This window comes from Hymenobacter sp. AT01-02 (assembly GCF_000961955.2).
Classification (GTDB): domain Bacteria; phylum Bacteroidota; class Bacteroidia; order Cytophagales; family Hymenobacteraceae; genus Hymenobacter; species Hymenobacter mucosus.
The window spans coordinates 26,633-47,296 of record NZ_JZIR02000002.1 but is presented as its reverse complement, the minus strand read 5'-3'; the positions used below and the strand labels follow the sequence as shown (position 1 = coordinate 47,296).

Annotated in this window: 23 protein-coding genes and 1 pseudogene; 15 read left to right on the top strand and 9 right to left on the bottom strand. The window is 56.4% G+C overall.

Features of this window, described 5'->3' with window-relative positions:
• Positions 1–24: 24 nt before the first annotated feature.
• From VI25_RS00540 to VI25_RS27505, 3 genes are read left to right on the top strand one after another with little or no spacing between them, the layout of a single operon-like run.
• Positions 25–726, top strand: a complete 702-nt coding sequence (locus VI25_RS00540) for a bifunctional precorrin-2 dehydrogenase/sirohydrochlorin ferrochelatase (RefSeq protein ID WP_072144719.1) — start codon at positions 25–27, stop codon at positions 724–726.
• Between the two features lie 23 nt (positions 727–749).
• Positions 750–1,151, top strand: coding sequence for a uroporphyrinogen-III C-methyltransferase (locus VI25_RS27510; RefSeq protein ID WP_201783244.1), 402 nt, complete (start codon positions 750–752; stop codon positions 1,149–1,151).
• Positions 1,118–1,489: a uroporphyrinogen-III C-methyltransferase gene (locus VI25_RS27505; RefSeq protein ID WP_201783243.1), complete on the top strand. Its 372-nt coding sequence runs from the start codon at positions 1,118–1,120 to the stop codon at positions 1,487–1,489. The genes VI25_RS27510 and VI25_RS27505 overlap by 34 nt, the downstream gene beginning before the upstream one ends.
• Positions 1,490–1,493: 4 nt before the next feature.
• Here VI25_RS27505 and VI25_RS00530 read toward each other — a convergent pair whose 3' ends face one another.
• On the bottom strand, positions 1,494–2,090 hold the full coding sequence (locus VI25_RS00530; protein WP_045689116.1) for a DUF4202 domain-containing protein: 597 nt from the start codon (positions 2,088–2,090) through the stop codon (positions 1,494–1,496).
• Between the two features lie 282 nt (positions 2,091–2,372).
• On the opposite strand from VI25_RS00530, the gene VI25_RS00525 reads away from it, so the two are divergent.
• Together VI25_RS00525 and VI25_RS00520 are read left to right on the top strand one after the other, a co-directional pair.
• The gene (locus tag VI25_RS00525; RefSeq protein ID WP_152981431.1) at positions 2,373–2,897 is read left to right on the top strand and encodes a hypothetical protein; all 525 of its coding nucleotides are present in this window, start codon (positions 2,373–2,375) and stop codon (positions 2,895–2,897) included.
• 363 nt (positions 2,898–3,260) lie between these two features.
• A pseudogene (locus VI25_RS00520) lies at positions 3,261–5,356 on the top strand (glycoside hydrolase family 97 protein).
• 120 nt (positions 5,357–5,476) lie between these two features.
• On the opposite strand, the gene VI25_RS00515 reads toward VI25_RS00520, so the two are convergent.
• Positions 5,477–5,860, bottom strand: a complete 384-nt coding sequence (locus VI25_RS00515; protein WP_045689081.1) for a hypothetical protein — start codon at positions 5,858–5,860, stop codon at positions 5,477–5,479.
• A gap of 202 nt (positions 5,861–6,062) precedes the next feature.
• Between VI25_RS00515 and VI25_RS00510 the strand changes: the two genes are divergently transcribed.
• Positions 6,063–6,449, top strand: coding sequence for an STAS domain-containing protein (locus VI25_RS00510; RefSeq protein WP_152981430.1), 387 nt, complete (start codon positions 6,063–6,065; stop codon positions 6,447–6,449).
• Between the two features lie 106 nt (positions 6,450–6,555).
• Here the strand turns inward: VI25_RS00510 and aspA are convergent, their stop codons facing one another.
• Positions 6,556–7,962 (bottom strand): aspartate ammonia-lyase, encoded by a 1,407-nt coding sequence (gene aspA / locus VI25_RS00505; RefSeq protein ID WP_045689115.1) that lies wholly within the window; start codon positions 7,960–7,962, stop codon positions 6,556–6,558.
• Between the two features lie 234 nt (positions 7,963–8,196).
• Here aspA and VI25_RS00500 point away from each other — a divergent pair, with 234 nt between their 5' ends.
• The 9 genes from VI25_RS00500 (at position 8,197) to VI25_RS00460 (ending at position 15,294) form a co-directional block, all read left to right on the top strand.
• The gene (locus tag VI25_RS00500) at positions 8,197–8,601 is read left to right on the top strand and encodes an STAS/SEC14 domain-containing protein (RefSeq protein WP_045689079.1); all 405 of its coding nucleotides are present in this window, start codon (positions 8,197–8,199) and stop codon (positions 8,599–8,601) included.
• Between the two features lie 58 nt (positions 8,602–8,659).
• Positions 8,660–9,022, top strand: coding sequence for an S-adenosylmethionine decarboxylase (speD, locus tag VI25_RS00495; protein ID WP_316934215.1), 363 nt, complete (start codon positions 8,660–8,662; stop codon positions 9,020–9,022).
• Positions 9,019–10,341: a DUF4178 domain-containing protein gene (locus VI25_RS00490; RefSeq protein ID WP_045689078.1), complete on the top strand. Its 1,323-nt coding sequence runs from the start codon at positions 9,019–9,021 to the stop codon at positions 10,339–10,341. Before speD ends, VI25_RS00490 begins: the two co-directional genes overlap by 4 nt.
• A 15-nt stretch (positions 10,342–10,356) precedes the next feature.
• On the top strand, positions 10,357–10,545 hold the full coding sequence (locus VI25_RS00485; RefSeq protein WP_045689077.1) for a hypothetical protein: 189 nt from the start codon (positions 10,357–10,359) through the stop codon (positions 10,543–10,545).
• Positions 10,546–10,632: 87 nt separating this feature from the next.
• On the top strand, positions 10,633–10,848 hold the full coding sequence (locus VI25_RS00480) for a DUF350 domain-containing protein (RefSeq protein ID WP_045689076.1): 216 nt from the start codon (positions 10,633–10,635) through the stop codon (positions 10,846–10,848).
• Entirely contained in the window at positions 10,841–12,403 is a 1,563-nt protein-coding gene (locus VI25_RS00475; RefSeq protein WP_082455334.1) for a polyamine aminopropyltransferase, read from the top strand. Before VI25_RS00480 ends, VI25_RS00475 begins: the two co-directional genes overlap by 8 nt.
• A 120-nt stretch (positions 12,404–12,523) precedes the next feature.
• On the top strand, positions 12,524–13,405 hold the full coding sequence (locus tag VI25_RS26235) for an NAD(P)/FAD-dependent oxidoreductase (protein WP_052695304.1): 882 nt from the start codon (positions 12,524–12,526) through the stop codon (positions 13,403–13,405).
• Positions 13,399–14,175: a hypothetical protein gene (locus VI25_RS26230; protein ID WP_055562164.1), complete on the top strand. Its 777-nt coding sequence runs from the start codon at positions 13,399–13,401 to the stop codon at positions 14,173–14,175. The genes VI25_RS26235 and VI25_RS26230 overlap by 7 nt, the downstream gene beginning before the upstream one ends.
• Before the next feature lie 24 nt (positions 14,176–14,199).
• Positions 14,200–15,294 (top strand): hypothetical protein, encoded by a 1,095-nt coding sequence (locus VI25_RS00460; protein ID WP_045690213.1) that lies wholly within the window; start codon positions 14,200–14,202, stop codon positions 15,292–15,294.
• A 127-nt stretch (positions 15,295–15,421) separates the two neighbouring features.
• Here the strand turns inward: VI25_RS00460 and VI25_RS00455 are convergent, their stop codons facing one another.
• The 6 genes from VI25_RS00455 to VI25_RS24970 all read right to left on the bottom strand — a co-directional run bounded on the left by VI25_RS00455 (position 15,422) and on the right by VI25_RS24970 (position 20,616).
• On the bottom strand, positions 15,422–15,706 hold the full coding sequence (locus VI25_RS00455; RefSeq protein WP_045690212.1) for a hypothetical protein: 285 nt from the start codon (positions 15,704–15,706) through the stop codon (positions 15,422–15,424).
• Between the two features lie 127 nt (positions 15,707–15,833).
• Positions 15,834–16,751: a DUF6929 family protein gene (locus VI25_RS00450; protein WP_045690211.1), complete on the bottom strand. Its 918-nt coding sequence runs from the start codon at positions 16,749–16,751 to the stop codon at positions 15,834–15,836.
• Between the two features lie 44 nt (positions 16,752–16,795).
• On the bottom strand, positions 16,796–18,841 hold the full coding sequence (locus VI25_RS00445) for an RICIN domain-containing protein (RefSeq protein ID WP_045690210.1): 2,046 nt from the start codon (positions 18,839–18,841) through the stop codon (positions 16,796–16,798).
• Positions 18,842–18,983: 142 nt separating this feature from the next.
• Positions 18,984–19,193 (bottom strand): hypothetical protein, encoded by a 210-nt coding sequence (locus VI25_RS00440; RefSeq protein ID WP_055562163.1) that lies wholly within the window; start codon positions 19,191–19,193, stop codon positions 18,984–18,986.
• 746 nt (positions 19,194–19,939) lie between these two features.
• Positions 19,940–20,473, bottom strand: a complete 534-nt coding sequence (locus VI25_RS00435; RefSeq protein WP_055562162.1) for a LuxR C-terminal-related transcriptional regulator — start codon at positions 20,471–20,473, stop codon at positions 19,940–19,942.
• The gene (locus VI25_RS24970; protein ID WP_161806851.1) at positions 20,461–20,616 is read right to left on the bottom strand and encodes a response regulator transcription factor; all 156 of its coding nucleotides are present in this window, start codon (positions 20,614–20,616) and stop codon (positions 20,461–20,463) included. Before VI25_RS24970 ends, VI25_RS00435 begins: the two co-directional genes overlap by 13 nt.
• Positions 20,617–20,664 lie beyond the last annotated feature (48 nt).

Genomic DNA, 20,664 nt, shown 5'->3' with positions numbered 1-20,664 from the left:
ACCTATTTCACTAGTTCTGTTTTCATGTCATCCCCCCCCATTGCCAATCCGCTTTTTCCCGTTTTTTTGAAGCTCGAACAGTTGCGCGTACTCTTGGTGGGCGGGGGCAACGTAGGCTTGGAAAAGCTGTCGGCTATTTTACGAAACAGCCCGAACACCGCCGTTACTGTAGTGAGTATTACTTTTCTGCCGGAATTGCAGAAGGTTGCTGCCCGCCATCCGGCCGTGCAATTGCACCAGGGCGAGTACACAGATGCCTACCTCGACGAAGCCGATATAGTATTTGCCGCTACCGATGACCCCGCGCTGCACCGCCGTATCCGGGAGGCTGCGCACGCCCGGCGTTTGCTGGTGAATGTGGCCGATACGCCCGCATTGTGCGACTTCTACCTTTCATCGGTGGTGCAAAAGGGCGCCCTCAAAGTAGCAGTATCTACCAACGGGCAGTCGCCAACGGTGGCGAAGCGCTTGCGGAGCGTACTTGAAACGGCGCTTCCCGACGAGCTGGATGCCGTGCTTCAGAAGATGCCCGCTATTCGGCAGCAGTTAGCCGGCGACTTTGCAGCCAAAGTGCGGGCGCTGGATGCCGTAACAGCCGGCCTAACCGGTGCCCCCGGCTACGAAGCACCGGCCACGCGGCGCTGGCGGCTGGTGGCCTTGGGCGCTTTGCTCACTACCGGCATGCTGGCTGCCGCCCGGTGGCAGAGGACGCAAGCAAACAGATAGCCGCCCGTAATTGACCCTACCATATGATGCCTGCCCCAACGCCCGAGCTATACGTAGTGGGCGCCGGCCCCGGCGACCCGGAATTGCTGACCATCAAAGCCTACAAAGTGCTTCAAACGGCCGCAGTTATTCTCTACGACAACCTAGCCAACCAGGAGTTGCTCGCCTTGGCCCCTACAGCTTGCGAATGCATTTACGTAGGTAAAAAGCCCTATGGCGAGTATACGCCCCAGGAGACTATTCACGAGCTCATTCGGGAGAAGGCCTTGGCTCATGGGCGGGTAGTGCGCCTGAAGGGCGGCGACCCCTTCATTTTCGGGCGGGGGTTTGAGGAAGTCTTATTCGCCCGTTCCCACGGCATTGCAGCCACTACATACCGGGCATTTCCAGTATGCAGGCGCTGGGCTTCGAAGATATTCCGCTGACGCACCGCGTTATCAGCGAGGGCGTTTGGCTGCTGACGGGTACTAAAAAAGACGGTTCGCTTTCCGCCGACCTGCGGCTGGCCATGCACAGCAACTCTACCGTTGTACTCTACATGGGGCTGATGAAAGCCGAAGAAATTGCCCGGACCTACCGCGACATGGGCAAAGGCGACACGCCAGCAGCCGTGGTTCAGCACCTCTCCCTCCCCCACCGCAAACTGGTAGTGGGTCCCGTAGCTCAATTACCCGAGCTAGTAGCTACACATGGCATTACCTATCCGGCGCTTATCGTTATCGGCGAGGTAGTGGCTTTGGGGCACCCCGTTGTCAAAGAATAGTACCCTAGGCTGCCCCCAAGGCTTTGGCCACCAAAGCATGGGCGGGGGCCGGCAGGGGCAGTTGCAGGGCCAGTTGATGACCATTAGAAGTCATTTTCTTCCACGTTTTCTGCACAATGTCAATAACTTTCTCTTCTGGGTGTTGCTGGGCAAAGTCGAGGAAGTAGTACTCCAAAAATACCAGGCAGATTACGTCTTCCAAGAGCTGCACATCCGCGTCGTGGGCGAGCTGCTGCTTTTGGAGTAAGGCCTGCACGCGTTTTATGGTTGCTTGATCGTATCCTACTCCGGTCAGGATTTCGCCGGCCAGGGTGGCGTGGAATTTCTTAAGCGTGTTGCGCCACTGGTGGTAGCCCGGTCGATCCATAGGAAAGTCGTGACGCGGAATGGTCCAGCGGCGGATGTGCTGACAGCGAGCAGCTAGTTGCACGGCCTCCGGGGCATCAGGCGCCACGCGGGCCAGGCAGTCACTCATCCGTTGGCCGTACAGGAGTTCCTTTGGCCATACCCGCCCGTCGGCGTCTGTTTCCTGATGGGGGTCTTCGGCGTTAGCGGCATCAAACTGAGCAAGAGCAGCGGAGAAGCGAGAATCGGAACTCATAAACGAAAAGCGCAAGTGGAATAGAGCAACAAGGTACATGCTCTGCCAGAAAATAAGTATGTAGGCCACGTACAGCGTGTCATGCTACGAACAGGCAGAAGCTACCACCGCCGCCGTCTGCTAAACACCTACTTACTGCAAGGCTACCACTTACTAAAGTAACCAGATTACGCCTACGGCAGTGCCGCACATACGCGACTTATAACTTTCTTTGCAGTATTGTATTCTTTCATGACCTACTCACTTATACCCGTTGAGCCAAGTCATAGCTGTATTATCCGTATGAAAGTCGTTGCTACGTTCGTCTCCCTAATTGCTTTTTCTGGTGTTGTATTGGCCCAGGAGCCCACGCCCAGCCTCACTACCCTAGACGAAACGTATGGCTTTCGGGGTGCTCGCTTCGAGACAGCTCCTTCTGCATACCGGGATTTGGCCCTGGCCGAAAAAGCGGGCAAGACGAGTTACTACCGCCGCAAGGGCGAGCAAAAGCAATTCGGCACGGGCGAAGTAGCCGACGTGACGTACGGCTTCTACCAGGGCAGGCTCGCCGTAATCCTCGTCAAGACCCGCGGCCTGCACAACAGCCGTGCTGTGCTGGAGGCCTTGCAGGCTCAGGCAGGCCCAGGGGTGCAGAGCAGCCCCTACATTCAGCGCTACGCCTGGAACGGGCAGAAGGTACACATGAGCTACGACGAAAATGCCATGAGCAATGATGCCCTGATTGTGCTGACTTGCAAAAAACTGAAGGAGCAGGAGATGAAGCAGGCCCTGCGCAGCACGCCCCAGGCACCGCCCGCAGGTACGTAAGCAAACTTAGTATGGCGTAGTTGTTCCGAACCTGTGGTGCGCGGCTACCCATTAGGGAACCCTACTAAAAACTACGGGCGCTATACGGTGCAAGCCAGGTGTACAAAATGGCTGTTAGTCAATAGCGCACGGAAACCAGGCAACTACGCTGTAGCAAACCGGCGGGAAGAGCAACAACTTGCGACGGCGTACCTTACAGATGTTATTGGGCTTTTGTCCTAGCACAGTCAAGATACGCCGAACCCTTCTTTTCCCCTTCCCACCATGCTTTTTGACCGCATCAGCCGGTCGGCTTCCTCTGGAAACCGCCCCGTCGTTTCTTCTTCCTGGATATCGCGCTCCGCTCGCCGGAGTGGGCGCACCATGCTAGTAGCGTGCTTGTCCCTGCTTGCGGGCCTAGCCCAAGCCGAGGACATTCAGTCGCCCAATAAGCAGTTCACCCTCAGCGTAAATGTGCAGGAAGGCGGCGTGCCTACTTATAGCCTCACCTACAAAGGACGGCCGGTGCTTAAAACCAGCCGCCTCGGCCTGGACCTAAAAAATACAACCTCGCTGACTAGCGGCTTTACCCAAACTAGCGCCCAGCGCCGCTCCTTCGATGAAACGTGGCAGCCGGTATGGGGCGAGGTTAAGAACATCCGCAACCACTACAATGAGCTGGCCGTCACGCTCACCCAGGCCCAAACCAACCGCGTGATGCGGGTACGCTTCCGGGTGTTCGACGATGGCCTGGGCTTTCGCTACGAGTTTCCTCAGCAGAAAGGCCTCGACTACTTCACCATTAAGGAGGAGCGCACGCAGTTTGCCCTGGCCGGCGACCATAAGGCTTTCTGGCTCCCCGGCGACTACGACACCCAGGAGTACAGCACCGTCACGTCGAACCTGTCGGAGATACGCGGGAAGATGAAGCAGCTACCACGCCCAACGCCTCTCAAACTCCCTTCTCGGCCACGGGAGTACAAACCCCGCTCATGCTCAAGAGCAAAGACGGCTTGTATATCAACATCCACGAGGCGGCCCTGATTGACTACTCGGCCATGCACTTGGAGCTGGAAGACAAGAACTTCGTGCTGGAGTCGCACCTGACGCCTGATGCCGTGGGCGACAAAGGACTGCTCCAGACGCCGGCCAACTCGCCCTGGCGCACCGTGATTGTGAGCGACCGGGCGGGCGATATTCTGGAATCGAAGCTAGTGCTGAACCTCAACGAGCCTACCAAGTTCAAGGATGTATCCTGGATTAAGCCCGTAAAGTACGTGGGCGTTTGGTGGGAGATGATTACGGGTAAAAGCACCTGGTCGTACACCAACCAAGAAAACATCAAGCTCGACTCTATTGACTACTCCAAAGTAAAGCCCAATGGCACCCACGGCGCCAACACGGCCCACGTGAAGGAGTACATTGATTTTGCCTCCAAACACGGGTTTGATGCTGTGCTTGTGGAAGGTTGGAACACCGGGTGGGAAGACTGGTTTGGCAAGCACAAAGACTACGTGTTCGACTTTGTGACGCCCTACCCCGACTTCGACGTGCAGGAGCTGCAGCGCTACGCCGCTAGCAAGAACGTTCGGATGATTATGCACCATGAAACCTCCGGCTCAATACGCAATTACGAGCGGCACTTGGACACGGCGTTCCAGTTCATGAACAAGTACGGCTACAACGCGGTGAAAACCGGCTACGTGGGCGACATCGTGCCGCTGGGCCACCACCACTACGACCAGTGGATGGTAGACCACTACAACTACGTGCTGACCAAGGCGGCTGAGCATAAAATCATGGTGAACGGCCACGAAGCCGTGCGCCCTACTGGCCTGGCCCGCACCTACCCCAACCTAATCGGCAACGAGGCCGCCCGCGGTACCGAGTATGAGTCGTTTGGTGGTAATAATGCCGACCACACGACCATTCTGCCCTTCACCCGCCTCATTGGCGGCCCCATGGACTACACACCTGGTATCTTCCAAACCAAGATCAGCGCCTACAACCCCAGCAATACGTCCTTCGTGCACAGCACCCTGGCTCGACAACTGGCCTTGTACGTGACGATGTATAGCCCCCTGCAAATGGCCGCCGACCTACCCGAAACTTACAACAAGCACCTCGAAGCCTTCCAGTTTATCAAGGACGTAGCTGTAGATTGGGACGACACAAAAGTATTGGAAGCCGAGCCCGGCGACTACATCACTTATGCTCGTAAAGCCAAGGGCAAGAACAACTGGTTTGTGGGCAGCACGTGTGATGAGAACGGCCGCACTTCTAAAATCAACCTGAGTTTCCTGGACCCTGGTAAGAAGTACGTGGCAACCATCTACGCCGACAAAAAGGATGCTCACTACGAGAAGAACCCGCAGGCCTACGAAATCCGCAAGGTTAACGTCACGAACAAAACCAAGCTGACGCAGTACTGCGCCCCTGGCGGCGGCTACGCCATCAGCCTGATGGAAGCTGGGCGGTAATCCTTCCGCACTAGCGTGCCTACTACGCAAAAGCCTCGTTGCACTGTGTGCAGCGAGACTTTTACTTTTAGATGATGGCAGGCGCAGTGCTGCGCTAGAATGGTTTCGGCACTAGTTACTCTAGTAGCCAGGCAATGGCATCTTCTTGCTTCTGAAAGGTGCGGCTGACCAACCCGTAGCGACTAAAGGCTTCTTCATGGTTTGCATGCGCACATACAACTGGGTAGGCGGCAGAATAGCCGTACGCTGAAGGTAGGGCGTTGCCACAGTGCGAGGAAGCCAATCCACTACTAACCAACTCACTAGCTCATCCTTATACGCACCTAGCTGACGCTGGTCGGAAAGCAGCCGTGTGCAGCCGGTTTGCTGCAGCTGTTGCAAAAGCTTTTCCAGAAGCTGCTGCACCGCTGTTTGGTTGGTAGAGCCAGGCAGCCATGTTAAGTGAAAATACCCGGCAGAATTTTGTCGAAGCACACCTGCTTCATTTTGAATGGAATCGTCCATGAGGCAAGTGGACTGAACAGAAGCACGGGAATACACAAGCTAGACATAAATAGAATAAATGGTATGTATCTAAGTAACGTATTTAACCTTGTATAGTTTTATTCAAAAAATCCGTATTTTCGTTATATATATTTTGAACAAGCGTACTCATTTCTGTAGTTTTACAGATGAGCCTCAGGTGGTGGCCAAACCCGTGTGGAATATGCAGAGGACAGCTTTAACTATTTATGTAGGAGGCAATTGGGGAGGAATCGGGCTGAGCCTGCATGGCACTTGCTCGGGGTCTGCCGAAGCAACTCAGTTGTTGCAGGCAGTACGCCAGGTGTTGCTACGCGGTACCATCACCACCCTTTGGTTAGATTGCCAGCACCTAGCTGCTATCAGCAGTGAAGGACAGCAAACTATGCTTCAGCTTGAGCGCGAAGCTCAGCAAGCGGGCCTGCGGTTGTACTGGTGTAACTTTAACGAGCAAGTAACCCAGCAGCTTTCCGACACGGGCCTGCACTTGTTGCTACGTACCCAGCCAGCTGCCACCTACCCAGCCCCGCTAGGCAGCCTAGACAGAAGCAGCCTGGGCTATGCATCGTAGAGCCTTTGCGGGTACTTGTACCTAGGCAAACCCAACAATTTGAAAATATGAAGGCCCCGGACTGTACCAGTCCGGGGCCTTTCTACTATCTGCCACTAGGGGGTAGCTAGCGGATAAAATCCGGGCGGATGAGGTTTTCGAAGGTGAATATTTCGTCCCACTTTGCCTGGGTCAGCAACTGGCGCTCCTTCACGGCCACCTCGTACACCGACTTGCCGGTTTTCAAGGCCTCCTTCGCAATTTCTGCCGCGGTTTCGTAGCCTAGGACGGGGTTGAGCTGGGTCACGATACCGATACTGTTGCGCACCACATTCTCGGCGTGTTGCGCGTTGGCCGTGATGCCAACCACGCACTTTTCGCGCAGGGTGTGGCAAGCATTGGTCATGTAGGAAATAGAGGTGAACAGAGCAAAGGAAATAACCGGCTCCATCACGTTCAGCTGCAACTGCCCAGCTTCAGCAGCCATGGTCACGGTCAGGTCGGCCCCAATGACGTAGAACGCCGTCTGGTTGACTACTTCGGGCACTACCGGGTTTACTTTTCCGGGCATAATGCTGGAACCGGGCTGCAAGGGCGGCAAGTTGATTTCAAACAGGCCCGCGCGGGGCCCTGAGGACAGCAGGCGCAGGTCGTTGCAGATTTTAGAGAGCTTCACCGCCGTACGCTTCAGCACACCCGAAAGCTGCACGTAGGCGCCCGTATCGTAAGTAGCTTCAATTAAGTCGCCGGCCAGGATCAGGTCGAGGCCCGTTACATCCCGCAGGTGTTTGGTTACCAGCTCGGCGTAGCCATGCGGCGCATTTACCCCCGTTCCAATAGCCGTAGCGCCCATATTGATTTCACTAATGAGGCGGCGGCTATCCTCAATGCGCAGCAGTTCCTCGCGCAGGTTGGTAGCAAAGGCCCGAAACTCGTCGCCCATGCTCATGGGCACCGCATCCTGCAGCTGGGTGCGGCCCATTTTCAGCACATTGCGAAACTCGTCGCCTTTGGCCGCAAAGGCATCGGCTAGTTCGCCTAGCGCCTTGCTGTAGCCGATGAGCTTATTGCTGAGCGCGATGCGGAAAGCCGTCGGGTAGGCATCGTTGGTAGACTGCGAACAGTTGACATGGTTGTTGGGGTGGCAAAACTCATACTGGCCTTTGGCTTTGCCCATGAGTTCCAAGGCCACGTTGGCAATAACCTCGTTGGCGTTCATGTTGACGGAAGTACCGGCTCCGCCCTGAATCATATCCGTCAGGAACTGGTCGTCCATCTCTCCCGCAATTACCCGGTCGCAGGCCCGCAGGATGTAGTCAGCAATAGTAGGGTCTAATACGCCTAGGTCTCGGTTGGCCATGGCAGCCGCCTTCTTCACGTAAGCCAGCGACTGCACAAATAGCGGCTCCACCCGCAGTGGAATGCCCGTAATAGTGAAGTTCTCAATGGCTCTTAGGGTCTGAATACCATAATAGACGTGTTCTGGAATAGCTCGTTCGCCTAGAAAGTCGTGCTCAACGCGGGTGGTTTGCATAGAAGGGTGGTCTGTTGGAAAGCCCATTCTACGAAAAACACCTGAACAATGGCAACCGACTATACTAGGCCGCTTCGGTGCTCGGCACTGGACTAAGCAAAGATATTTCTGTATCTATTTGATTACTTGTACCTTCCGCGCCTTCCTACTAGCTAGTATCGGCCCAAACGCCCTAGCTTTGCCCAGTTATAGCCCACAGCTCAAGGGCTATTAACCAGCGTGCCATCTTATTTTATGACCCTGCAACTTTTGTTTGATACCCCTGGCTTCACCGTCACGCACGACTGCCGCCACAAGCTACTGCATGTTACCTGGCGCGGCACATACACAGCCGCTTCCGCCATTACGCACTGCTACTTGCTGCTTGACTTCGTACGGACTACCTGCTCCACCAAGATTTTCAACGACAGCGCTGAAGTGTTTGATGGCTGGCAGGAGGCTAGCCAGTGGGTTGGTAAAGACTTTTTTCAAATTCTAGGACAGGCGGGAGTGGAAGCCATTGCCTGGGTCACGGCCATGGACTGGCCCGCCCGCACGTGCATTGAGCTAGCCATGAACCATGCGCAAGCCCTGCCCGTGGCTACTTTTGAGTTTGATCAGGAACAAGCCGCCCGTAGCTGGCTACTCAGCATCCGGTAAAAATGACCTTGGGCTTCTGCTGTTCAGCCTGTAAGTTTGAGAAGGCGTCAGTGCTTCGATACTAGTTGATGGATTCTTATACCCCCGGCTTGCACGTGCTAGCCACTTTTACAGCCCCCGTGGCGCCCTTACGGATGTAGAGGCTTGCCGGGCATTTTTTAACCAGCAGATAGCTCAGCAGCAGCTAACTAAGGTGGGCGAGGTATACCACTCCTTCCCCAACGGAGGCTTTACGGCGGTAGTAGGCCTCACGGAATCACACTTGAGCATCCATACCTGGCCCGAATACGGACACGCCACCTTCGACGTATTCCTCTCCAGCTACCGGCGCAACAATGCCGACACGGTGCGCCTGCTGTATGCCGAAACCCTACGTTTCTTTGGTGGAGAGGAACAAGCCAAAACGGAAGTCTGCCGATGAGCGCCCCCGCAGCCCCCGCCCACGTAACTTGTCCGCAGTGTAAGGCGCCCTTGCCGTGCTTCGATGAGCAGCAAAGCACCCATTTCAGCTGCCCTACCTGCCATATGTTCTTTGGGCTGAAAGAAGGCAATCTGCACACCCCGAAAAAGCTACGCAAGTTCACGCAGGAGCCAGCCCACGCGCTGGCCTTGCCAGTAGGCACCTTGGGTAGCCTACGCGGGCAGCCCTTCCGGGTAACGGGCTACATGATTCGTAAGGAGGCCAGAACGCGCGCTTCCTGGGAAGAATACCAGTTGCTCAACCCTGAAACCCACACCTACGCCCAGCTAGCCCTGTACGAAGGCCACTGGACGTACATCACCCCTACCGACCAGAAGTTTACCATTATTACCCGGCAAGGAAACCGAGCTACGGTTGATACTGATGACCACTATTATGAACTTTACAACCGCTACTCGCCACGGGTTTTGTACGCGGAGGGCGAGTTTGACTGGAACATCCTAGACGACGAAGGACTTAAAATTGCCGAGTTCATCGACCCGCCATTGATGCTCGTGGAAGAGAAGAAGGTGCGCTCGGCTACTTGGTACTTGGCCGAGCATGTGGAACCGGCCGAGGTGCAGGAAGGCTTCAACGTGCCACCTTCCCGAATGCCATTTCGCATGGGCACAGGGGCCGTGCAGCCGGCTCCAGGCGCTAACTGGGACGCCCTCAAGAACTTTTCGTTGGGGCTGGCCGTGCTGGTTACTTTCACCCACGTGTTCTTCTCGCTGCTCCGCCCAGAAACTACCCTGGCTGATTTGTCGTGGGCTACTTCTAGCACTACTCCGGCTGCCGCAGCGCCACCCGATTCGAGCACGGCACCCGTGCTCGAAGCAGTAAAGGTTTCTTCGCCCTTTGAGGTGCCGTACAACACGGCCTTGGAGTTTGATTTGCGCGCCAACCTCAACAACCAATGGGTAGAGGTGCCCGTGGTGCTAGTAAACGAGCAAACCGGCCGCACCTACGACTTTGCTAAAACCATGGAATACTACTCCGGGGTGGAAGACGGGGAAAGCTGGAGCGAAGGCAGCGTAACAGCCGACGCCGTGCTGGCGGACATTCCTGCGGGCCGCTACCACGTAAACCTCTACCCCACCACCGACATTACCCAAATCGTGACGGGCAACTTGCGAGTAGCAATCAACACACCGCTGCATTCCAATGTGGTGCTATTCCTGGCTCTTCTGCTGGCTTACCCGGCGGTACAGTACTTACGGCGCCAGAACTACGAGCACAGCCGCTGGCAAAACAGCGACTACGGCCCTCAAGACCAATAATCTGCACCTCTGCGTATGCTTCTTTCTTTTCGCTCCATTCAGTATTACGCGGCCTTGGCTTTGCTCGGCTACGGCGCCTTCGTATGGTCAGGTCTGCACGGTTGGCGCTGGCTTGGCGACGACAACGACAGCACGGAAAACATCAATGGCACCGGCGGCCACAGCTCCGGCAGCCACGGCCGCAGCACCTACTTTCACAAGTAGCACCTAACTCGCAGCCTACTTGCTCTAACGTGGCACGCTAGCCCCTTGGCCGGCGCCCTGCCTCTCTACTCCTTACTATCTCGCCTCATGGAATACCTCAACTTCAAGCTCATTGCCGCCTCTATTATCTATTCCGTTCTGGGCATTCTTATTCTGGTTTTGAGCTTTGTAGTACTCAATAAGCTTACCCCAGGCACGCTCTGGAAGGAGATTATTGAGGAGCACAACACGGCCCTGGCTATTATGGGAGCAGCTTTCATCCTGGCCGTGGCCCTCATCATCAGTTCCGCTATTCATGGATAATGCCACCCTGGCTCGGCCGCGCCGCGAGGCGGCGGCCGCTACGGCCGGGGTACAACCGGCCCTGCTGCTGGGCTCGGTGTTCGTCATTGCCACCTGCGGGCTGGTGTATGAACTGATTGCGGGCACCCTAGCCAGCTACCTCCTCGGCGACTCGGTACTTCAGTTCTCCACCATTATTGGCGTCTACCTGTTTTCGATGGGTATCGGCTCCTGGCTGTCGCGCTACCTGGGTGGGTCGTTGCTGCGCTGGTTTATCCGGCTCGAAATTCTGGTGGGGTTGGTGGGCGGCTTCTCGGCTCCGCTGCTGTTCGTGCTGTTTGAGTACGTAACGTCGTTTCGGCTCATTCTCTACCTGCTGGTAGGCCTTACGGGCATATTGGTGGGACTGGAAATTCCGCTGCTCATGCGCATCCTGGAAGGGCGCTTCGAGTTCAAGGACCTGGTTTCGCGCGTGTTCACATTCGACTACATTGGGGCGCTGCTGGCTTCCCTCATCTTTCCGCTGGTGCTGGTGCCGCAGTTGGGTCTCATCCGGACTTCCCTATTCGTGGGCGCGCTAAACATCATTGTGGCGGGCGTGGCCCTCTACCGCTTCCCCGAAACGCGGCCCTTCCGGCGCAGCCTCACGGGAGCAGTGGTAGCCTCCCTCCTGGCCCTGGGGGTAGGCATCTTCTTTGCCGAGCGCATTCAGACCTATACGGAGGGCATGGCCTTTCAAGACCAGGTGATTTTCAGCAAGAGCACCACCTACCAGCGCATTGTGCTTACCAGAAACAGCCGAGAGCTACGCCTTTTCCTCAATGGCAACTTGCAGTTCAGCTCTCAGGATGAGTACCGCTACCACGAGGCCCTAGTTCATCCGGCCCTGCAAGCCTTGCCCCAGGCGCGGCAGGTACTAGTGCTGGGCGGAGGCGACGGCCTGGCGGTGCGGGAGCTGCTGAAGTATCCGCAGGTGCGCCACATCCGGCTGGTGGACCTCGATGCCGGCATGACCCGCCTATTTCAGCACAACGCCATGCTGGTATCCCTCAACCAGCGCGCCCTACTGTCCCCAAAGGTAGAGGTACTCAACGGCGACGCTTACCAGTGGGTGCGCCAAGATACTGCCCGCTACGACTACATTGTGGTGGACTTTCCCGATCCTTCGAACTACTCTATTGGAAAGCTATACTCGGTAGCCTTCTACCGAGAGCTAGACCATCTGCTGGCCCCCGGGGGGCGCATTGTGGTGCAGAGCACCTCGCCCTACGTGGCTCGGCAGTCGTTTTGGTGCGTGGCCCACACGTTGCAAGCGGCCGGCTTTCAAACCATTCCTTACCACTGCTACGTGCCTTCCTTTGGGGAGTGGGGCTTTGTGATGGCGGGCCGCAACTCGCACTGGCGCCCCAACGGCGGCCCCCTACCTCGAGGGCTGCGCTACGTGACTACCGCTACTATCCGCGACATGCTCTACTTCCCCCCCGACATGACCGAGATACCCACCGAAATCAACCAACTGAATAACCAAGCGTTGGTGCGCTACTTCGAGGAAGATTGGGGTCCCTATTCGCACTGATTTCTGTCGCTGAAATACTACCTCGACTACTGCTCATGGCTATTAACTAAACCGTGCAGCACAAAGCATAGGTACTGCACTAACTACCTTGATTGACTTGCTTTCCCTTGACTGTCACTGATGATTAACCGGCGCACGTTTCTGCAACGCTCCGGGCTGGGGCTGGCGGGCACTTTGCTAGCCCCCACGAGCCTGCTGCATTCCTGCCGGCCTGGCACGGCGCGGGCCCATATTCAGGGCAGTTTGCACGGGGCCAACCACGCAACGGGGCACGTACTACGCCAACCAGACCGCCTACCTCCTCCCACGCGCACACTTCAGACGGATGTACTGATTGTGGGCGGTGGCGTGGCGGGCTTGGCAGCGCGGCGCGAACTAGCGCGCCGCGGAAAGCAGGAGGTACTGCTGGTGGAGCTAGATGAGCACGTAGGCGGCAACTCAGCCGGGGGCCGCAATGAGGTATCAGCCTATCCGTGGGGGGCGCACTACCTCCCCGTACCCGACCCGCGCAACCGTGAACTGCTGGCTTTTTTGCAGGAGGCAGGCACAATCAGCGGGTACGATGCCACCTCGGGCTTGCCTATTTATAATGAGTACCACCTGTGCCACGACCCCGAAGAACGCCTGCTCCTCCATGGCCATTGGCAGCAAGGCTTAGTGCCGGACTTGGGAGTACCGGCGGCGGAGAAAAACCAAATAGCGCGCTTTTTCCGTCTGGTTGAGGAGTTGCGTCACGCCACTGGTGCCGATGGGCTAGATGCCTTTCGCATTCCGCTGGATGCGTCGTCGGGTGATGTGCAGTTTCGTCAGTTGGATGCCCTTTCGTTTGCTGAGTATCTGGATCAGCAAGGGTTTACCTCGTCTCACCTGCGCTGGTACCTCGACTACTGCTGCAAGGATGACTATGGCACCCTGGCGCTCATACGTCGGCGTGGGCGGGACTGCACTACTTTGCCTCGCGCAAAGGCCGCGCCCACAACGCCACCGCAGCCGATGTGCTGACCTGGCCCCAGGGCAACAACTTTCTAGCAGAAAGCCTGCGCAAGCAGGCTGATTCCCCCATCTTACCCCACACGCTGGCGTACCAGCTTGAGGAAACCCCTGCGGGCTTGGCCGTGCTGTGCTACGATGCCGCCACCCGCCACACTATGCGGATTGAGGCCCGGCAGGTGCTGCTAGCTACCCCCGAGTTTATCACGCGCCGGCTAGTGGCCGGACTACCAAACCTGGCGCGCCCCGCGCTAGCACTTGAACACGTGCCTTGGGTAGTGGCAAACCTATCGGTAGCGGGCCTGCCCCAAGGCCCTGGTCGGCCCTTGTGCTGGGACAACGTGCTGTATGGTACGGCCTCCGTGGGCTACGTCAATGCTACCCACCAGAGCTTGAGCCTCAACAACCACGGCCCCAAAGTCATTACCTACTACCTGCCCCTGACGGGCCCCCATGCCACTGCCACCCGCCAAGCCGCCTATCGCACCAGCTACGACGAGTGGGTGGCCCGCATCTTGGCTGAGTTGGAAACTGCTCACCCCAACCTCGCCACCTTTGTGCAGCGGGCAGATGTGTGGGTGTGGGGTCACGGGATGGTAGCTCCTACCCCCGGCACCATCTGGAACCCAGTTCGGAAAGCGGCCATGCAGCCCTGGCAAAACAAGGTATTCTTCGCCCACACCGACCTGAGCGGCGTTTCTATCTTCGAGGAGGGATTCTACCAAGGGCTGCGTGCGGCTACTGAGCTACTAGCGGCGGCCTTACCCACGGCCAACGCCTAAGCAAACTTCGTTCTCTACTCCCCCATGCCTGCCCTTGCCCCGCCCACCTCTGCGCCCGTAGCCAGCCGCCAGCCCTGGATTCGCTCCGCAAGCTTTGACGGGCTGTACGTATTGGCGCCTCCTTTTTTGGCCTTGCTGGGAGTGTTGCTACTGCCTGATACCTACCGCACCACCAGCCGCATGCCCTTGGTGGCCTGGGTGGGCCTGGTAGTTCTTATTGATGTAGCGCACGTGTACAGCACCCTGTTTCGCACCTACCTTGACCCCGTGCGCCGGCGCCAGCACCGCACGTTGCTGTGGGTAGCACCACTAGCTTGCTACGCTGTGGGCATTGCCCTGTATGCGGCCAGCGGCCTCTGGTTCTGGCGCGTGTTGGCGTACTTGGCCGTCTTTCACTTCATCCGCCAGCAGTATGGGTTTCTGCGCCTCTATTCCCGCCGAGAACCAGCCGCGGGTGCTGGCCGTCAGCTCGATACGGTGCTCATCTACTATGCCACTATCTACCCGCTGTTGTACTGGCACCTGTCGGCACCGCGCAATTTCAACTGGTTTGTAGACGGCGACTTTGTGCAGTACAACTGGCCAGTAGGTCGGCTGGCAGCCACCATCGTATACGTGGCGCTGCTGGTAGCCTACGCCTACAAAGAAGTGAGGCAGTGGCAGCAGACGCGGCAGTTCAACTGGCCCCGCAACTTGCTCGTAGCAGGCACGCTTGTGTCTTGGTACTGCGGTATTGTTCTGTTCAACGGCGACTTGGCTTTCACTCTGCTCAATGTCGTTGCCCACGGTATTCCTTACCTCGCCTTGGTATGGGCAGCTAGCCACCCGGACGCTCCTAAGCAGGCAAACAGCCTTCCACACCGGCGGGCCACGGCGCCGTGGTGGACGGGCCGCTACGGAATCATCGGCTTTCTAGCCGTACTCATGGGGCTAGCTTTCCTGGAAGAAGGTGTATGGGATGGCTTGGTATGGCGGGAGCACGCCCCCGTGTTTAGCTGGTTTCATAGTCTACCCGCCGTGACGGATTCAGTGGGGTTGATGCTGCTGGTTCCTTTGCTTGCCCTGCCCCAAGCCACGCACTATGTACTAGATGGCTTTATCTGGCGCCGCGGCCAGTAAGCCAGCGCTACCCCCTCAGCTACCTAGAAAGCACAGAAAAGCCAAGACCAGCCGCTGCTAGTCTTGGCTTGTATAAGTTGAGTGAATAAAGCGGTTAAGCAGCCTGCTTACCTCAGAGCAGCGGAAGTTAAGCAGCTTGCGTAGTAGCCTGCGGACGGGCTACTTCTGCTTCCAGAATTTCTATTACGTAGCCTGTCTCGGTGGAGTAGGTTTTACGATAATACACAGTAAGCTGACGGCCGCGCGGCGACTCCACGCTTGTGGAGCAGACCGTACCGTAGGCTTTTTCCTTTTCCAGGAAAGGGCGCAGGATGTGCAGAGTCTGCAAGAATTCGGCGGGTAGAATCCCTTGTTCTTCCTGCAACCGAACGGCGCTGATGGGATACAAAAATCGGGTTTGAAACAGAATCATCGACGGTAAAAAACCAGAGTGAATACGTACGGCTGCTAAACAGTAACTAGCTGCTGTACATTCCACTAAGGCCATTTTTCTCGCTGATTATCTTTCTGCTTTCTCTCCCGCTACCTGCGCGCTACGCTTACACCGTGAGCACCACCGAAACAGCCGTCGAACCGCCCTGGTCATCATCTGTTACCAGCAGTAGCTCGTACCGATTAGAGCCACTGCGTCGGCGCACTACCACGCTTTCCACCTTGCCCCGGTAAGGCTGGCCGTCGGGTTGCGTCAGTAGGGTGCACGCCACTGCTACAGGCTGCCTCGACTCACGCTTCAAGTCTAGTAGTCCCACAAAGGAGCCGAGCACGGCCCCATCTAGTACTGCATCCTGCGTGTCTTCCACGGAGGCCGTAATGAATAGCTGGTCTTCAAAAAAAGCCGCCCCCGAAAAGCCCGCAGGCTTACCGTCGATAGTGGGCAGGTGGTAGAACTGGTGCCGTACGGCAGGGGCCTGTGTAGTATGGTGCTGCAGAAAGCTCAGGGTAGCGGCTAGGGGCAGCCGAAACACTAAGTTGCCGGCGGCTGATCCTACCGTGCGCTGAAACAGCAGCAACTCCTGGGGCGTGGTAGCGGCAGCTTCCAGGTTCAGGGTAATGCCCGCGGGCAATTGCTTGCGCAGGGCGGCGTACAAGCCGCTGAGTGCCAGTGGGTATACCGTAGCGGCGGCTCCGGGCCCATGCGGAAGCACCACCCAGAAGCCCTGCTCCCGCACGGATGTAGCTCCTGAGCCCAGGGCCAGCAAGCCCTTCTCGCCACTAGCAGTAGTCAGGGCCGTGAGGCATTCCAGATCCAGCTTTCTGTCCTTGGGGATGCGGCCGGTACTAAAGTGTGCTGTCTCAAATAGCGGCGTCGGCTCACCCGCTACCATTGAGGCGGCGTCTAGCTGATACAGAAAGGGCGCATCGTCGCCAATTACGTAGGCTACATTGCCGACCAGCTCTACCCCGGAAGCTGAGGGCAGATTAGGCAGTGCGGTTTCCTGCTGAATAAGAGCTTGCATATCCTGAGAGCGTTATACCGTGGTTGAGTCGTCCTGGCAGCTACTTACTTGACGATGGTAAACTCTACGCGCCGATTGAGCTTGCGGGTTTCTTCTTTGGCATTGCTAGCGCGGGGCTTGCTGCCTCCAAAACCAATAGTGCTGATGCGCCGCTCGGGCACGCCGCGCATTACAAGGTAGCGTTTTACCTCCGCCACCCGGTTTTCGGACAGTTCCTGGTTTAGCTTAGCATCGCCCTGGTTATCGGTGTGGCCTTCTAGCCGGATGTTTACCGCAGGGTTATCTTGCAGGGTACGGGCCAAGCGGTTCAGCTCGGTGTAGGAGGCGGGCAGCAAGCTAAACTTACCCTGGGCGAAAATAAGGGTAGGCAATTCCAAACTAGAACCCACAGCGGCTGGTACCAAAGGCAGCTCACGGCTCAAGGAGCCAGTAGTTAGCGTCACCGTATCGGTAGCGGTGAGGTAGCCAGCCCGGGTAGCGAGCAGGCGGTAGCTGCCCGGGGGCAAGGAGAGCTGGAACCCGCCCACGGCTGCATCGGTGCGCATAGTGGCATTGAAGGCCATATCATTACCGAGCCGAATTGCTTTTACTTCCGTGGCTAAGGCCTGCCGCGTTTTGGCATCTATGGTGCGACCAGTAAGTAAAATGCGAGCGGCCACGGCGGGCGCTACCGGGGCGGGGGCAGGTGCCCGAGCCGTATCCACGGACACTACTCCGGTAACTGTGCGGAACAAATCAATAGGGCCGTTGGCCGTGGGCGACGACGCGTAGAAAGCCTGCTTCTCATCCCCGGAGAGCGACAAATATGCGTCAAACCCCGGTCCGTTCAGGGGGGCGCCCAAATTGCGCGGCTCAGTCCAGCGGGTCCACGTGTCGTCGAGGCGCTGGCTCACGAATATATCGGCGCTGCCGTAGCCAGCATGACCGTACGAACTGAAATACAGCGTTTTGCCATCGGCCGCTAGCCAAGGGGCAAACTCAAAGCCCGGTGAGTTCACCACGGCTCCCAGGTTCAGCGGCTCCGTCCAGAGGCCGTCGGCAGTGGGGCGGCTCACATACAGGTCGTTGAGGCCCTGGGAGTCGCCCCGCTCCAAAGAGAGGAGCAAAATCTTCTCATCCGCCGTTTGGAAAAAGGAGGTTGCGGGGCCAGCAGAGTAATAGTTAGCAATTTCTAGTGGCACAGGATGCGCGTTTTTGCCCTGAGCATTGCGAGCAATGCGGCTCACACTTTCGTCGCGGTAGCTACCGTCCCGCTCATAGGTTCCCCGCACCAGCAGGGTGTTGCCAGATGTACCCGTTACTGCCATTATCCCGTTGTTTTGGGGCGTGTTCAAGGTAATAAGGCGTGTAGCCGCTCCCCACGTTCGCCCGGCATCGGCCGAGCTGCTCACCCAAATATCTCCCGACTCCGATACGCCTTCCATGTTGCCAGCATAGCGAGTACGCACGAAATACAATGTCTGACCGTCGGGGGTCACCACGGGTTGCAATTCATTACCGTTGGTATTGAGGTTAGCCAGCGGAGCGGGTTGCCCGAAGCCAGGCTGCTGCGGATCGACATTTAGGCGCAGTTTAAATAGCTTCCACTGTTGCGTGGCGCGGTTTTGTGGGCGCTGCCCTACCACTGGTGTACCATTAAACTTGTCGGCCGCGGCCAGGGCAGCGCATTTGTCGTTGCCTCGGCTCACGAGCATAAAGCTGCCAATAGGGCCCGATGGCACCAGCTTCCACTGCTGATAGAAGCTGCCTGTCCAGGGCCGCTGCACCAGGGGAGCTCCTTCATCGGGGCGGTCGAGGGTGAGGCACTTGCCACTGTGGCGGGCCTCAATCCGGTAGAAGTCGCTACCAGCGGCAGCCCGCACAAAGCGCCACTGCTGGCTATTGGCGTGGGTAAACTCCCATTGGATGCCCGGGGCAGCAGCCTCCGTAGAAGCACCCGTAATATCTAAACTGCGGCCACTGCTGCGGGCTACTACGCCGTACCACGCGTCCTCGTCAGGGGTAAAAGCCGACTGGGCTTGGGCAGGCAAGGTCAGCAACAGGCAATAGGCTACACAAGGCAGCAAAAAGCGAATCAACGAAGTAATCATGCAAGCAAAACGGATGGACCGGGCCGCAAGTTAGCCGAAATCCTCCCTCAGGGGGTTTGTATAACAAAACGCCGCCCCCCTATAAGCTAGGGAGGCGGCGTTTTTCGTAGTGCACCAACAAAGCTACCTGGCTTAGCAATATCTAGCTAGGGTTGCTGATGTACTTAAACCGGACGAACCGCTCGTTCTCGTAGATGGCGGTGAAATGACCGCCCGCAACTTTGGATTCGCTCTTGCGCTCCGCGTTCTTAGATGGAGCACTTGAGGTAGAGTTAGTAGTTGGTACTGCAGGATATGCACCGGGCATCATGCCGGGTACGTGGCAAATGAAGGATAGAATTTTAGAAGCCATGGTTGGTAAAAATTTGATGTTGTACAATGGGTGTCGAAAGTCGAAGAAAGCGAGGGCTCAAGGCCGCTCGGAAAACATAGTACAGCGAATGACTCCTATATGAAGATATCGCCATTATTTTGAACGATGCTAAGGTATAATTTTTCTTTGTATAATGTAAATCCGTGGTAGCCCGTATTTTTTATCCGTGCTAGTACGGATGTTACTTACACCGCTGAAAATCCTTATGTGAGAGGTGAGACGCGTGAAAAGAAAACTCCTTAGCTACGCACTTAGTAATCTGACTGTGTTCTACTTACTTACTGAATACTCTCCTCTATAACCAGGAGATACTAGCGGTCCGAAGATTCAAAGTGCAGCCTACCAATGAGCGCAAAAGCATGTATACCACTCGTCTTTTTATACAACAAAAAGTTCACATACTGCCTCATATCAGAACAGACACTGCGCACTCTTCGCCATATGTACCAAAAACGATTATATATGACTATTCAAAAGCAAAAATCAATTCTTTTATTGATTATTCCTATTGAGCGTTCATGGTATACACCTATTATTACTGAAAAGTGCCATATTTAGGTTCATTTGGGCAATTCTTTCTGAGAACTATCCTACTCTGAAAATATCCTGAATCTAGTACGCACTTAGCTATCAGGGCAATACACCAGTAAAAAGCAAGGGTAGTCTAGCTTATGCCTGACTTAACTTTGCTTCTTTAGCCCCGCTCCCTTCCCCTACTAAAGCATTCAGCCGATTAGCTTGTGGCGCATGGCATATTGAATCAGCCCCACTACCGACTTAGAGTTTGTTTTGGTCAGGATGTTTTTGCGGTGGGTTTCTACTGTCCGCTCACTGATAAAGAGCGTCTCGGCAATGTGGGAGTTGGAGTACTCACGGGCAATCAACTGTAGAATCTCGCGCTCCCGGTTCGTTAGCTCGTTAGCTCGCGGCTCCTGAGGCCTCTCCCGCAGCCCCGAGAGTTGCAGGTTTTGTAGCATAGTAGCGCCCACTTCGCCGCTGAAATAATTGTGCCCGGCCGCTACTTCCCGAATAGCAAGCGTAAGCTCCGACTTAGTAGAGGTTTTGAGGACGTACCCGGCGCAGCCCGCTTCCAGAACCTCTGCCACCGATGCATGATCATGGAACATACTCAGAATCAGGATGCGTACCTGTGGCCGCTGGGCCCGGATAGCAATGGCCAGTTCCGTTCCGCTCATGCCTGGCATGTTAAGGTCGAGTACGGCCACCAGCACTTCGGGGTGCATAGCTAGTACATCCAAGGCTTCCTGGCCACTACAGCTTGCGCCACCACGGGTAAGTCGGCTTCTGACTTTAACAAGGACTTGATTCCTTCAATCACCACCGGATGGTCATCTACCAGAAGCAAGGGAATACGGGTGAGGGGTAGTAATGGTACACTCATAGGGTAAACACAGAAGAGCCAGCTCTAAAAAGCCGTAAAAAGGAAAGA